The sequence below is a fragment of the Marinobacter alkaliphilus genome (genome assembly GCF_055394375.1).
On the sequence record NZ_AP043751.1, the window covers coordinates 1,779,030 to 1,792,478 of the forward strand.

12 protein-coding genes are annotated in these 13,449 nt (G+C 57.4%); 5 read left to right on the forward strand and 7 right to left on the reverse strand.

From position 1 onward, the window contains the following. The first annotated feature begins 47 nt into the window (after positions 1–47). Positions 48–425, forward strand: a complete 378-nt coding sequence (locus ACZ5Q2_RS08015; RefSeq protein ID WP_058092613.1) for a SirB2 family protein — start codon at positions 48–50, stop codon at positions 423–425. A gap of 5 nt (positions 426–430) precedes the next feature. Here the strand turns inward: ACZ5Q2_RS08015 and ACZ5Q2_RS08020 are convergent, their stop codons facing one another. Further along, a complete protein-coding gene (locus ACZ5Q2_RS08020) occupies positions 431–1,252 on the reverse strand; it encodes an ion transporter (RefSeq protein WP_106694665.1) in 822 nt (273 codons plus the stop codon). A 216-nt stretch (positions 1,253–1,468) separates the two neighbouring features. Between ACZ5Q2_RS08020 and ACZ5Q2_RS08025 the strand changes: the two genes are divergently transcribed. Continuing rightward, a complete protein-coding gene (locus ACZ5Q2_RS08025) occupies positions 1,469–2,821 on the forward strand; it encodes a hypothetical protein (protein WP_432210258.1) in 1,353 nt (450 codons plus the stop codon). 27 nt (positions 2,822–2,848) lie between these two features. On the opposite strand, the gene ACZ5Q2_RS08030 is transcribed toward ACZ5Q2_RS08025, so the two are convergent. Both ACZ5Q2_RS08030 and ACZ5Q2_RS08035 read right to left on the reverse strand, forming a co-directional pair. Continuing rightward, positions 2,849–3,307, reverse strand: a complete 459-nt coding sequence (locus tag ACZ5Q2_RS08030) for an EVE domain-containing protein (RefSeq protein ID WP_432210257.1) — start codon at positions 3,305–3,307, stop codon at positions 2,849–2,851. 18 nt (positions 3,308–3,325) lie between these two features. Next, positions 3,326–4,681 carry an MFS transporter gene (locus tag ACZ5Q2_RS08035; RefSeq protein ID WP_432210256.1) on the reverse strand — a complete coding sequence of 452 codons (1,356 nt, stop codon included), beginning with the start codon at positions 4,679–4,681 and terminating at the stop codon, positions 3,326–3,328. Positions 4,682–4,956: 275 nt separating this feature from the next. Here ACZ5Q2_RS08035 and ACZ5Q2_RS08040 point away from each other — a divergent pair, with 275 nt between their 5' ends. Both ACZ5Q2_RS08040 and ACZ5Q2_RS08045 read left to right on the forward strand, forming a co-directional pair. Continuing rightward, positions 4,957–5,418, forward strand: coding sequence for a universal stress protein (locus tag ACZ5Q2_RS08040; protein ID WP_061332956.1), 462 nt, complete (start codon positions 4,957–4,959; stop codon positions 5,416–5,418). A 47-nt stretch (positions 5,419–5,465) separates the two neighbouring features. Beyond that, positions 5,466–6,971 (forward strand): MFS transporter, encoded by a 1,506-nt coding sequence (locus ACZ5Q2_RS08045; protein ID WP_374813604.1) that lies wholly within the window; start codon positions 5,466–5,468, stop codon positions 6,969–6,971. Between the two features lie 364 nt (positions 6,972–7,335). On the opposite strand, the gene ACZ5Q2_RS08050 is transcribed toward ACZ5Q2_RS08045, so the two are convergent. The 3 genes from ACZ5Q2_RS08050 to trhA all read right to left on the reverse strand — a co-directional run bounded on the left by ACZ5Q2_RS08050 (position 7,336) and on the right by trhA (position 11,035). Beyond that, positions 7,336–8,928: an MFS transporter gene (locus ACZ5Q2_RS08050; protein WP_138435438.1), complete on the reverse strand. Its 1,593-nt coding sequence runs from the start codon at positions 8,926–8,928 to the stop codon at positions 7,336–7,338. Positions 8,929–9,198: 270 nt separating this feature from the next. Continuing rightward, positions 9,199–10,254 (reverse strand): NnrS family protein, encoded by a 1,056-nt coding sequence (locus tag ACZ5Q2_RS08055; RefSeq protein ID WP_432210255.1) that lies wholly within the window; start codon positions 10,252–10,254, stop codon positions 9,199–9,201. Positions 10,255–10,357: 103 nt separating this feature from the next. After that, complete coding sequence (gene trhA / locus ACZ5Q2_RS08060) at positions 10,358–11,035, reverse strand: PAQR family membrane homeostasis protein TrhA (RefSeq protein ID WP_432210254.1); 678 nt, start codon at positions 11,033–11,035, stop codon at positions 10,358–10,360. Positions 11,036–11,221: 186 nt separating this feature from the next. Between trhA and wrbA the strand changes: the two genes are divergently transcribed. After that, the gene (wrbA, locus tag ACZ5Q2_RS08065; RefSeq protein ID WP_286922024.1) at positions 11,222–11,821 is read left to right on the forward strand and encodes an NAD(P)H:quinone oxidoreductase; all 600 of its coding nucleotides are present in this window, start codon (positions 11,222–11,224) and stop codon (positions 11,819–11,821) included. Positions 11,822–11,909: 88 nt separating this feature from the next. On the opposite strand, the gene ACZ5Q2_RS08070 is transcribed toward wrbA, so the two are convergent. After that, entirely contained in the window at positions 11,910–13,436 is a 1,527-nt protein-coding gene (locus ACZ5Q2_RS08070; RefSeq protein WP_420194509.1) for an OmpP1/FadL family transporter, read from the reverse strand. Positions 13,437–13,449: the final 13 nt, after the last annotated feature.

A 13,449-nucleotide genomic window follows, 5' to 3' on the forward strand; every position in this document is an offset into this window, starting at 1 on the left:
TTTTGCGTACAATGCGAGCATCATTTTGATTAGGAAAGGAATGTTCTATGAGTGCCTACGTATTGCTGAAGATGCTGCATATGGCCACCGCCTACCTGACGATTCTCCTGTTTGCTCTGAGGTTGGTCCTTGATGCGGCGGGTCGACCGGGCTGGCGGCAAACCCCGATGCGGTTTATTCCCCACATCAACGACACCATTTTGCTGGTGTCTGCCATCTCCCTGTTGTTTGTGGTCGGTTACATCCACGCCATGCCGGGCTGGCTGATTGCCAAGATCGTGCTGCTGATTGGTTACATTATTGCCGGGGTGTTTGCTCTGAAAACCACCGTGGCCAAACCGGTGCGGATTGTCGCTTCTATCCTGGCCCTGGCCCAGGTGCTCGCGATTCTTCACCTGGCCATGGCCAAACCGTTCTTTGGCTAAAACGCCTATTTCCTCTCGCTGATCTGCCTGGTCAGCTCCTGGAGCTGTTGTTGGACAGCCTGGAGCTGGCGGGCGATTTCGTCTCGCTCGTCGTGGGCTTTCTCGGCTTCCTTGGCGTTCTGCTCTTCGCCCATCACTTCCAGTATTGCCCCGATCATCATGTTCAGAAACACAAACGCCGTCAGGAAGATGAAGGTGAGGTAGTAGATCCAGCTTAGCGGGTAGACCTCCATGGTGTCGTACATCACGTCAGTCCAGTCTTCAAATGTGGCTACCCGGAACAGGGTGAGCATGGCGATGGAGACATCTCCCCACAGGAACTCGTCAATATCGGCAAAGAACATGGAGCCCATGGCCGCGTAGATGTAAAAGATGATGAACATTAGCAGGGCGATGTAGCCCATGCGGGGAATGGCTTTGAGTAGAGAGTTGATCAAAAAACGCAGCTCAGGCACCACTGACACCAGTCGCAGCACCCGGAACACTCGCAACAGGCGGCCGAGCAGCACCGCTTCGGCGTTATCCAGCGGAATCAGGCTGCCGATCACCACCAGGGTGTCAAACAGGTTCCAGCCATCGAACAGGAAGCGTTTCTTGTTCTGACAGACGCCAAAACGGAACAGGATCTCCACCAGGAAGAACAGAGTGATGGCGTTGTCCAGAACGCTCAGGCTTCGCTCTACCAGTGGTGGGACATCGTAGGTTTTGGCACCAATGGTCAAGGCCGACAGAATGATGATGGCAATAACCGCGCCCTGAAAGAGTTTGCTGGACTCAATGCGGCGCAGTTGCTCAAAACCGGAAACAGGGCTTAGTTCGGACGACATGGCAAACAAAGGCTCCAGAAAATTCGCGAGGAGCCGGATTCTAAAGCGCTAAGAGGGTATTGGGTAGCCTGAATGTTGATCAGCATTGGCCTGTGAGAGATGCATGCATTTTATAAACAGTGCTTATTTCACATGATCAGAATTATTCATTCGTGCTATGAGGAAAGGGTTTCCATAATCAGGTGACTCACAACAAATACAAGAGAGTGACTTCCCATGGCAGAAAGACCTGAGTTAGCCGGCTGGCGCTGGGGCCCGTTTACCTTCCGCGTGCCGTTCTACCACACCCGGTTATGCTGGTCGGAGTTTCTGCAGGGGCTCTTTGTCTCTGCGGCGACCGGCCTGGCTTTGATACCGGTGATGACAGCCTTCTTCGGTTTGAGTTTTGAGGAGGCTGTCGCGCTTTCCATGATTCATGCCTCACTGATTGCCTCTGCGGTGATTGTTTTCGGCGAACCCTACGCGGGGGGCTGGATAACGCCGGCGCTGCCGCTGATCCTGGCGTTTGTGATTGGCGGTTACGACGACCCCTCCAGCCGGTTTCAGGCCATGACTGCCCTGAGTCTGGTGTTTGCCTCCCTGGTTCTGATGCTGGGCATTACCGGGTTGGGGCGGCGATTCATTATCTGGTTGCCGGATACCCTGAAAGCCGGGATTATCCTGGGTGCCTCCATTGCCGCACTCAAGCGGGTGTTCGTGGATGATGCCGAGCGTTTCCTGCTGGAGCAGCCAATTGCCACTGGGTTGGCCTGCGCCATCTGTCTGATTTTCACTTTCTCAGTGCCTATGCAAAAGCTCAAGGCTCGAAGCCGGTTCTTCTTCATCCTGGGTGCGCTGGGGCTGTTGCCGGGCTTTCTGGCAGCCGCGATTATCGGGCCGCTGGTGGGTGAGGTGAGCTTTGATATCCAATGGGGCTTTGTGGTGCCGCCGTTGGGAGAGGCGTTGGCCAAGGCATCGCCACTGGTCAATGGCTGGCCGTCACGAGAGATGATCATCCAGAGTATTCCGCTGGCCCTGATTGCCTATATCATCCTGTTCGGTGACCTGGTCACCGGTAACGAAGTGCTGCGGGAAGGCCTGAAAGTCCGCAAGGACGAGCACATCGACATCAACCTCAACCGTACCCACTTTTCCCTGTCCATCCGCAACGCCATCATGGGCATTGTGGCGCCGTTCTTCCCCACTCAGGGCGCTGTGTGGACCGGCGTGCACGTTATCGTGGTCCAACGCTGGAAGCAGGGGCCCAAGTCCATGAACAGCCTGCACAGTGGGCTGGCATCTTATTACCTGATGGGCCTGCCATTCATTTACTTCCTGTTGCCATTACTGACTGGGCTCAAGCCCCTGCTGGGCGTGGCGTTGTCCCTGACTCTGGTGCTCACCGGCTTTGCCTGTGCCTACATCGCCATGTCGATACCCCGGGATAATGCATCACGGGGCACTGTGGTGCTGATTGGCGCGGCGCTGGCGTTCTTTGAACCCTGGCAAGGCTTGTTGCTGGGGGTTGTGGCGACGCTCGCCCTGGTGGGCTGGGACAGAAGCCCCGATCCAATTCCTCACGATGAGTAAGTGCCGGTCATTCTGGGCAACAGGTGGTTAAGCCACCTGTTGCAGAATAATCTGCCACTCTTCATCACTGACCGGCATCACCGACAGCCTGCTGCCCTTTTTGACCAGCGGCAGGTTGTCCAGTCCCGGCAGTGATTTCAGCTCATTAAGGGGGATCAGGCGCGGAAGTTTACGTTCAAAAGCCATATCCACTGCCTGCCAGAGGGGTTTCTCGGGCGTGCTTTTGCTGTCGTGGTAGGGCGATTCCGGGTCAAACTGACTAGGGTCTGGGTAAGCGCTCCGGGTGACGGTCACGATGCCGGCAATACCAATATGCTTGCAGCTTGAGTGATAGATAAACACCTCATCACCCTCCGCCATCTGTGCCATGAAATTGCGCGCCTGGTAGTTACGCACGCCGTCCCAAGGGATGCTGCCGCCGGACTTGGCGGCAAAGTCGTCAATACTGCACTCCGAAGGTTCGGTTTTTACCAGCCACTTGGCCATGGGTAAGGTCTCTCGTTGTCAGGGCTGTGGTGGCGGCTTCACCAGCGGTGCCTCCTGGTGCTGCCGGCTGAGTGGGTAGAACAGTTGCGGCGAGGCCAGTTCCGGCAGGTCTGTGCGTTCTTCATGGGCCGCCCACTCGGCCCTTTCAGCCTTGCGAATCGCATAGTGCATCCAGGCCAGGGCAGTGGCGACAATCATGAACATCAGCATGAAACTGCTTTGCCAGATGCCGGTCATGTCGTTCAGCACACCGAACGCCAGTGGCAACAGGAAGCCGCCGATCCCGCCAATCATACCGACCACACCGCCTACCGCGCCAACATGCATAGGGTAGTACACCGGGATGTGTTTATACACGGCTGCCTTGCCCAGGGACATAAAGAACCCGAGCACGAAGGTCAGCACCACGAACACCACAAGAGTGATTTCGAAACTGAAGCGGATGTCGCCCTCAATGCCGTGGATAACGTACTCCGTTGGCGGGTAGCTGAGCAGGAAGGTGCATATCACTGAGGCCGTGAAGGTCCAGTACATCACCCTGCGGGCGCCGTAGCGGTCAGATAGCCAGCCGCCGAGGATGCGGAACAGGGAGGCGGGCACCGTGTACATGGCAGCAATCATGCCGGCGGTCTGGATGTTTAGCCCATAAACCCCAATCAGGTAGTGGGGCAGCCAGAGCGCAAGCGCAACAAAGGCGCCAAACACAAAGAAGTAGTAGAGCGCGAAACGCCAGACCCTGAGCTCTCTCAGTGGTGCCATCTGCTCGGCAAAGGATTTTTGCTCGGCCTTGGCCCGTGCTTGGGCCAGCGGGTCCGTTTCTGCGAACACAATAAAAAACACCCCCATCAGCGCCAGTACCAGGGCGTAGATCTGGGCGGTTTTTTCCCAGCCGAAGGCAACCAGTAAAAAAGGCGCACCAAAATTGGTGACCGCCGACCCCACATTGCCCGCACCAAAAATACCCAGTGCCGTGCCCTGTCTGGCGGGCTCGAACCAGGCAGCGGTGTAGGCGAACCCCACGATAAACGCGCCGCCGGCCAGGCCAACGCCCAGGGCGCCAAGCAGCATCATGGGGTAGGTGGTGGCAAAGGTCAGCAGGTAAACACAGGCTGCCGTCGTCAGCATCAAGATGCCGAATACCCAGCGTCCACCGTAACGGTCTGTCCAGATGCCCAGAAACAGGCGGCTGATAGAGCCGGTCAGAATCGGTGTGGCCATCAACAGGCCAAGCTGGGTGTCGGTCAGGCCCAGCTCTTCGCTGATACGGATGCCGATGATGGAGAAGATGGTCCAGACCGCAAAGCAGAGGGTGAACGCAAAGGTGGATAAACCCAGCGCCCGGTACTGGTCTTCGGGTGTTGGAGTGGTGGTCATGGCCGCTCTCGAACGGTGTGAATGGCTTCAGGTAAACGATATCAAATATGTTGGTTTGGCTTCTGGTGCATTGGAGGTACCTCCTGCTGGGTGCAGTGGTGGTACGGGTTCCGGGGCTATAACGCGGAAGGGGATAGCTGCAGGATTTCTCTGGTGGGGTACCCGCAGAGCCTCTTGATGTACGTCAATTATGGGGCCCGCGCGCTGTGGGGTAATGCTGAGGAAAGTCAAAGTCCTGTCGGTTGCCGCCGGCAGCAAATGCCTCGGAGAACCCCATGAACATCATGATTGCCTACGATGGTTCCAGAAACGCCAGGCTGGCCCTGGCCCAGACCATCACCATGTTTCGCGCACTGTCGCCCAGGCTGACTCTGGTGGCGGTGGCAGAAAATCCCCGGGATATCACATCCAGTAACGAAGACCTGTTCCAGGAAGAGGTGAGTGAGCTCAAGGGCCACCTCAAGGAGGCGCTTGAAGTGTGCCAGAGCCAGGGCGTGGAAGCGGAGACCATGCTGCTGGATGGCGATGCCCGCAAGATGCTGCTGTTCGCAGCCGAGAAAAAAGTACGGCCCGACATGCTGGTACTGGCCCGCCACAGCCATGAGCCTGATGGCGGCTTTATCGCCCGTTCCCTGACCTATTTCGTGGACGAACTGGACTACATGACCTTCGGCAGCGTCAGCTCGTTTCTGGCCCGCCGTGTCCAGTGCCCGCTCCTGATTCTGCCCAGCCGCTGAAGTGGCTGGGTTTCTGTTTCCCTTGCTGTTAGCCCTGGAGGCTTAAAATGAAAGTCGCTGACGTATTCCGCGTCCGCAATCCGGAGATCAGGGCCCTGCACCTGACCTGGATTGCTTTCTTTATTACCTTTTATGTCTGGTTCAATATGGCGCCCCTGGCATCCAGTATGCTCAAAAGCGTCGACTGGTTGACCAAAGACGATCTACGCCTGTTCGCCATCTGTAACGTCGCGTTGACGATTCCTGCCCGAATCATCGTCGGCATGGCTCTGGATCGGTTTGGGCCACGCCGCGTGTTCTCGGTGCTGATGGTGTTGATGGCCATTCCCGCCCTGGTGTTTGCCTTCGGTAACACCATGGCCCAGCTGCTGATCAGCCGTCTGGTGCTGAGCTCCATCGGTGCCAGCTTTGTGGTGGGTATCCACATGACCGCCATGTGGTTCAAGCCCAAGGACATCGGCTTTGCCGAGGGCTTCTACGCCGGCTGGGGTAACTTCGGTTCCGCCGCAGCGGCTATGACTCTGCCAACCATCGCTATTACCATGTACGGTGGCGATGACGGCTGGCGTTGGGCGATTGCCCAGAGCGCCATCGTGATGGCCGGTTACGGTGTCTGGTACTGGTTCGCTATTACTGACGGCCCGGAAGGCACTGTGCACCGCAAGCCGCGCAAGGCGTCTGCCATGGAAGTGAGCAGCTGGGGTGACCTGGTCAAGCTCATCCTGTGGACCATCCCGCTGATTGGCGTGCTGGCCATCCTGGTCTGGCGCATCCAGAACCTGGGCTACCTGAGCCCCATGGGCGCTGCCATTTGCTACGCGGCGATTTTCCTGATTGTCTGCTACCAGATTATCCAGATTCTGCGGGTGAACATTCCAATCCTGAAAAAGGGTGTGCCGGAAGACGACAAGTACCCGTTCAGCAGTGTGGCTGCCCTGAACAGTACCTACTTCGCCAACTTTGGTGCCGAGCTGGCTGTGGTCTCCATGCTGCCGATGTTCTTCGAGGAAACCTGGAGCCTGAGTGCCACTGCGGCGGGTCTGATCGCGGCTTCCTTTGCCTTCGTTAACCTGCTGGCGCGCCCGATGGGTGGTCTGGTGTCTGACCGTATGGGCAATCGCCGGTTTGTCATGCTCAGCTATATGTTCGGTATTGGCCTGGGCTTTGCGCTGATGGGGCTGCTAAACTCCAACTGGCCGCTGATCATCGCCGTGGGAATCACCGTATTCACCTCGTTCTTCGTGCAGGGTGCAGAAGGTGCCACCTTCGGCATCATTCCGTCCATTAAGCGCCGGCTGACCGGGCAGATATCTGGTATGGCGGGGGCCTACGGTAACGTCGGGGCGGTGGTCTACCTCACCATCTTCACCTTCGTAACACCGTCTCAGTTCTTCTTCATTATCTCTGCCGGGGCGTTCATCAGCTGGGTGCTGTGTATCCTCTGGCTGAAGGAGCCTGAGAGCGCGTTTTCTGATGAGTACCATGTGTCTTCTGTGGATCTTCAGATTGAAGAGGAAGAGCGCCAGAGAGCGGCACTGCTTGGGGCAAAGTAACGCCTTAGAGCTGGAGCAAGCCAAGCCCGCCACGGAGCAATCCTGGCGGGCTTTTTTGTGCTTGTGATAAACGGATGGTCAGGGTTTTTCGAGCGACTCTGCATTTTGATCAACGGTTGGATGGACTGGATGTGGTGATGGTCTGCCATGGTTTCCAGAGGGCGGTGCGACTGCGCTGGTCGTGTGTTTTTGAGGTGTGTAGGGGTGGTGGGGGGCGGTTTTGCGATGCTGGAGGCGCTCGTCAGAGGCTTCAGGTGGGCGTTGTTGGTCCGGGTTCCAGCGCTTGACCGCAGGATGTCTGGGCACAAAAAAGCCGGCCCTTGTGGGGCCGGCAAGCAGAGGTCTAACGCGTTGGTTGGTGCAATTACGGGTTTTTGATGTAGGCGTTTTTGCGCAGGTAGAACCACCAGTTAACCACCAGGCATACGGCATAGAATACGGCAAAACCGTACATAGCAACTTCCGGAGTGCCTGCCTGAATTTCCTGTCCCATCACCCGTGGTGCGATGAAGGCGCCGTAAGCAGCCACTGCAGAGGTCCAGCCCAGTACCGGGCCTTTCTGCTGTTGATCGAAAATCACACCAATACTGCGGAACGTGGAGCCATTGCCAATGCCGCTGGCGGCGAACATCAGGATAAACAGCACCAGGAAAATCGGGAAGTAGGCGTTAGGGTCGGTTGAGTTGTATGCCAGCATCATCACGTAACCGGTGGCTACTGAGGCAACCACCATTACGACAGAGATGATCTGGGTGACAATGGAGCCGCCCATCTTGTCTGAAATCCAGCCACCTACGGGGCGAATCAAGGCACCCACAAACGGCCCCATCCAAGCCCATGTGAGGGCACTCGGAGCGTCAGGATTTGCCACTCGGGTAACGCTGCCATCCGCTGCCACTTCCATCATGTTGCCGAAGATAACGCTGATAGATAGCGGCAGGGCTGCAGAGAAGCCGATAAATGAGCCGAACGTCAGGATATACAGCACGGTCATAGACCAGGTGTGCTTGTTGCTGAAGATGGCAAACTGTTTCTGGATGTTGGGCTTGATATCACCAGGGATCAGTCGCAGCAAAACCAAGGTCAGGATAATTGTCAGTGGCAGTGCCACCCACATGTTCAGGATGCCTAATGCCCATACGCCGGCAAGGGAGGTCAGGAGGCCAACGCCATAAAGACCAAGGATCTTGCCGAAAGCGGATATCGGGTTGCCCGGGTTCGGCGTGATCACTTTCAGGTTATTCATGCCGAACCATCCAGCAAAGGCCAGTGGGATCAGGAAAACCAGCCAGATGAAGCCAGCGTTCTGGATCCAGGTGTCGGTACCCGCCTCAATCCGGCCAATCAGCGTGCCGCTTGGACTTTGCAGTTCCATGGGGGCGCCGGCAAGGGCGCCGAAAATGCCAACGGTCATCACCAGCGGAATCAGAATCTGCATGGTGGTCACGCCGAAGTTGCCAAGCCCGGCGTTCATGCCGAGGCCATAACCCTGCTTGCTCTTAGGGTAGAACGAGCTGATGTTGCTCATGGAGCAAGCAAAGTTACCACCACCAATACCGGACAGCAGTGCCAGTGCCTGGAACACAATGAAGGGTGTATCCGGGTTCATTAGTGCAATGCCGGTGCCCAATGCCGGGATCATGAGCAGGGCTGTGGTCAGGAATACGGTGTTGCGCCCCCCGGCAATCTTGATCATGAAAGAGGCGGGAATGCGCAGTGTCGCACCGGATAGGCCGGCAATGGCGGTCAGGGTAAAGAGTTGCTCAACCGAGAACGGGAATCCCAGATTAATCATCTGCGTGGTGATCATGCCCCACATCAGCCAGATGGCGAAGCCCATCAAAAGGCTGGGAATGGAGATCCACAGGTTGCGGGAGGCGACTTTCTTGCCTTCCCGTTCCCAGAATTCCTCGTTTTCTACATCCCAGTGTTCAATGTCTGCGTTGGTTTTTGCCATGGTGTTTGCTCCTTGGTGAACAACATGCCGGAGCCACGGTCGTCGTGGTTTACGGACTATGAGCCCATTGTGCAAACGAAGCCGCAGAACCATTCTTGACAAATATCAGTGAAAAATTCGGGTGCCTTGAGCTAGCCAGGCGATGCTCAGTGAGCTTTGCTCAAGTAGTCAATAAATTTATTTAAAACAGTGCCTTATATGGGTGGTACTTCGTCGGTGGTAGGTGGAGAGCGAAACGGTGCAGTGGAGGTAGCCAATGATTTCCAGGCTTTACAGGGCGCGGTTTGAGGAACTGTTGCTGAGCAGGAACAGCGCCAGTAACTGGCTGGCCAAACCGGCAAAGGCCAGGGCCCAGACGCCGCTGGCCAGCCAGAGCAAACTGGATTGAGAGTACGGCGCGTCACCAGTGAGATAGCGGCTGATGGCAGCAATGGCCATGGCACTCGCCAGTGCCAGCACCTGCCAGGCCGGAGGGAAGGTGCGGCAAGCCCGTTGCCAGGCCAGCCGCAGCATGACACTGCCAGATAAAGTGCCGAGGGCACCAATAGTGATCAGGTGCAGGGCCGGCACCAATGATTGGCCCGTAAACAGGTGAACCCCTGTGGCCCCGGCTCCCGCAGCCAGCCAGAGGTGGCCGAGAGCCAGGACCAGAAGATCCGGCCTGTCGGTGCAACGCCAGAGCTTCCAGCGGACCGTTCGGACAATGATCAGGGTGGCGGCTAGCAACAGGAGGGCACCGGATATCAGGCGGGTGCCAGAAAAAGGCAGACAAATCATTGCGAGGGGCAGCACAATCAGCAAAGCGCCCTCAATCCGAGGCTGAACCCTGGCTTCCAGGGGGATGCCCCGTTTCTCCAGGGTGCCAGCCACCGCCGGCGCGATGATTCGGCCCCCCATAAACGTCATCAGCAACATCAGGCCCAGAATGGCGACTTCCATCAGGCTTCTTTTGGTCAGCACCGCAGGTATCCAATCCGTCAGGGCATAGGCCAGCGCCAGCAGGCACAGAGCCAGGATCAGCGGTCCGGCAATTTTGTTGCGCCATTTTTTGGCAGCCTGAAAGCGCGGCACTACCTGCCAGGCCAGCAGCAGGGCAAAGGCCGGGCTGAGCAGCTGGCTGACCAGCCACTCCGGAGCCAGCAGCCAACTGAACCTCGCAGCAAGCCAAAGGCCAAACAGGGACGCAAGTAGTCTCCAGGGTTGCGGGCCGAGGGTATAACCGGCAATCAAAGCCAGGGCAAACCCGAAAATCAGCTCGTGGCCGTGGCCGGCATCCAGCAGGCCCGGTGGCCAGCCGGTTCCGGACATGACTGCAAACAATGACATTGGCACAACCACTGCGGCCCACAGAGCGGCAGCGGGAAAGAAAAGCCAGAAGGCATGGATTCGTCCGGGGCTTTGCGAAGCACTCATGCGGTGGGCGTCTTTTTCAGACCGTGTGGGGCAGAACACCGAAATAGATGGCACTGAAATGACAGGCGCTGCCGCCGATGACAAACAGGTGCCAGATGGCATGCATGTAGGGAATGCGGTCGGCCAGATAGAACGCCACGCCGGCGGTATAGACAATGCCCCCGGCGATGGTCAGGTAGAGGGCGGTTTCGCTCAGATTGGCAACCAGATCGGATGAGGCGAAGATGATCAGCCAGCCCATGGCCACGTAAATGCCCACCCTGGCCAGCTTGAATTGGTTCTTGAAGATTACTTTCAGCATCACCCCGGTCAGTGCCAGGGACCAGATGACTGCAAATAAAGTCCAGCCGGTGGTGCCGCGCAGATTGACCAGAAGGAAAGGTGTGTAGGTGCCAGCGATCAACAGAAAGATAGCGCAGTGATCCAGGGTTTTGAATGCGGTTTTCAGTTTCGGATGGCGGGTGCCGTGGTAAAGCGCAGAGGCCATATACAGCAGAATCAGGGAGGCCCCGAACACGCTGAAGCTGACAATCTTCCAGACATCCCCCATCTGGCTGGCACCGACTATCAGGGCGACAGTTCCGATAACGCTGAGAACAGCGCCAAGGCCGTGGGTAGCGCTGTTAATCCATTCCTCGATGCGGTTGTGGAGGGATTCTGCGGTGGTCTGGGCCTGGTTCATAGGGATGTTCATCTGCGGTTGTCTGTACGAACGGAAAGTATAATGCAGCTCAGCGTACATGTGTACGCAAATAAATGCTATGAACATCCTGTGACCATGTTCAGAAAAACTGAATGACCTGTCGGAAATCTTCCGTTTTAACCATTTGCCCCGGCCCGTTACGCTGTGATCATTCATAGCGAACAAGGAGATTATCCGATGGCAAAAGTACTGGTTCTTTATTACTCAATGTATGGCCACATGGAAACCATGGCGAACACCGTGGCTGAGGGTGCAAAAAGTGTTTCAGGTGCCGATGTGGTGGTGAAGCGGGTGCCGGAGACCATGGCAGACCAGACATTCCTGAATGCCGGCGGCAAGGCCGATCAGGCAGCCCCGGTGGCCAGCCCGGCCGAGCTGGCGGATTATGACGCCATCATTTTCGGCACCCCGACCCGGTTCGGTAATATGGCCGGCCAGATGCGCACCTTCCTGGACCAGACCGGCGGCTTGTGGGCCGAAGGCAAGCTGCACGGAAAAGTGGCGAGTGTGTTTACCTCAACCGGCACCGGTGGCGGGCAGGAGCACACGATCAGCTCCTTCTGGACCACGCTGGCGCACCACGGCATGGTGATCGTGCCTCTTGGTTACGGCATTCCGGACTTCTTCGATATCTCCGAAGTTAATGGCGGCACGCCCTATGGCGCCTCCACCATTGCTGGCGGTGATGGTTCACGCCAGCCTAGCGAAAAAGAACTCAACATTGCCCGCTACCAGGGTAAGCATGTGGCGGAGCTGGCAGTAAAGCTGCATGGCTGATTGACGGATTTGTGATTCATTAAACGCGAACAAGGGCAGGGGGTGACCTCTGCCCTTGTTGTTTCTGTCGGTTTTTATTGCGGCGCCATCAGAACCGATAGTTCACCTGGGCCGCCAGGTTGTGCAGTGTGCCCTCACTGGTGCCAATAGCCCGATGGTTGCTGCCCGCCGGGTTCTCCACTGCGGTTACATCACCCTCAGTGATTCGAATCCAGGAGTAGGCCAGATCAACCGACAGGTTGTCCCACCACTGATAGCTGGCCCCCAGGCCGACGATGTAACGGTCGTTATCCGGCCCCCGCGGGGTGCGGAAATCCGAGTTGCGCAGGGGGCTCTGGTCAAAGCTGGCGCCGGTCCTGAGAGTCAGGCGGTCATCCCAGGCATAGCTGGCACCCACGCCAACGCGATAGCTGTCCTCGAATTTCAGAGGTTGAACCAGGTCGCGCCGGCGCACATCGTCACCGCTTTCGGTAATGTCTGAGCCACCCCGGGCAGAGGTGTCTACGTACGATAAACGCAGTTCGTCATACACACTCCAGTTGGTGTAGGTGACGCTGCCCATTACCGCAATTCGATCGGTCCACTGATGGAAGGCGCTCAGCGTCAGTACATCGGGCAGGGTGATGGTGGATTCCAGGTCGCCGCCCAGGGCGCCACGTTCATCGAACGCGGAGGCAACGGCATCCCGGGCATCTTCCTCGGTGATGTTGGCGAAGCCCTGAACTGTCTGTACCAGGCGTTCCCGGAACTCCGGGTCAAACACTTCTTTTCGCGTGGCCTGGCCGGTGGCCACGTGCTCGGTGCGGCTGCGGTAATTCAGCCCGAAACGGGTTCGGTCGCTGTATTCCCACAACAAGCCAAAGCTCAGGCCGAAGGCCATGCTGTCAATTTCAATGTCGTTCTCGATATCGAACTGTGAGCCAATGCGGGCGACGGCATCTTCCGCCGTGGCGCGGGCAGCGGCTTCGCCTTCCTGTTCCCGAACTCGATCCACCAGGGCTTCCGCAACCAGATAACCGGTATCAATCTGGTTGGTGAGCTTGGCGTCGTACATCTGGATGAAACCACCAAAACCAACCGTCACCGTGTCGGTAACGCGGAACGCGAACACCGGATTGATGTTCACTGTAGTCTGGGAGGTTTCCTCGGAGTGATAACGGCCAGCCCAACCTGTGGGGAAGTCACTGCCCGAGGCAAACGGAGCATAGATGCCAACACCGACGGCGGCGTCGTCGCTGATCCTGTGGGCGAGGTAAAGGTGTGGCGCGATGGACACTTCCTTACTGGTGGCGTTGCCCGGACCACTCACCGGTGTTGGATCCAGGCCATAGGGCAGCTCGATTTTTTCCCGCTGCACGCGCACGTTGTAGTTCAGGTCGGCGTAGATGGCGCTGACGCCCAGACTGGTCTGGGTGCCGCTCAAGCGCAGCAGGCCTGCCGGGTTGTGGGCAACCACCGAAGCGTCTTCCAGCAGGGCCGCAGTGCCGGCAAAGCCATGGCCTGTTTCCTTGGTGCCGTGTTGGGTCAGTTCCAGACCGGCGCCGTGTGCAGTCGATGAGGCAGCCATGATGGCTACGGGCAGCCATGCCCGCAGCGGAGTGTTTGCAGAAAACATAATACTGTCCTGT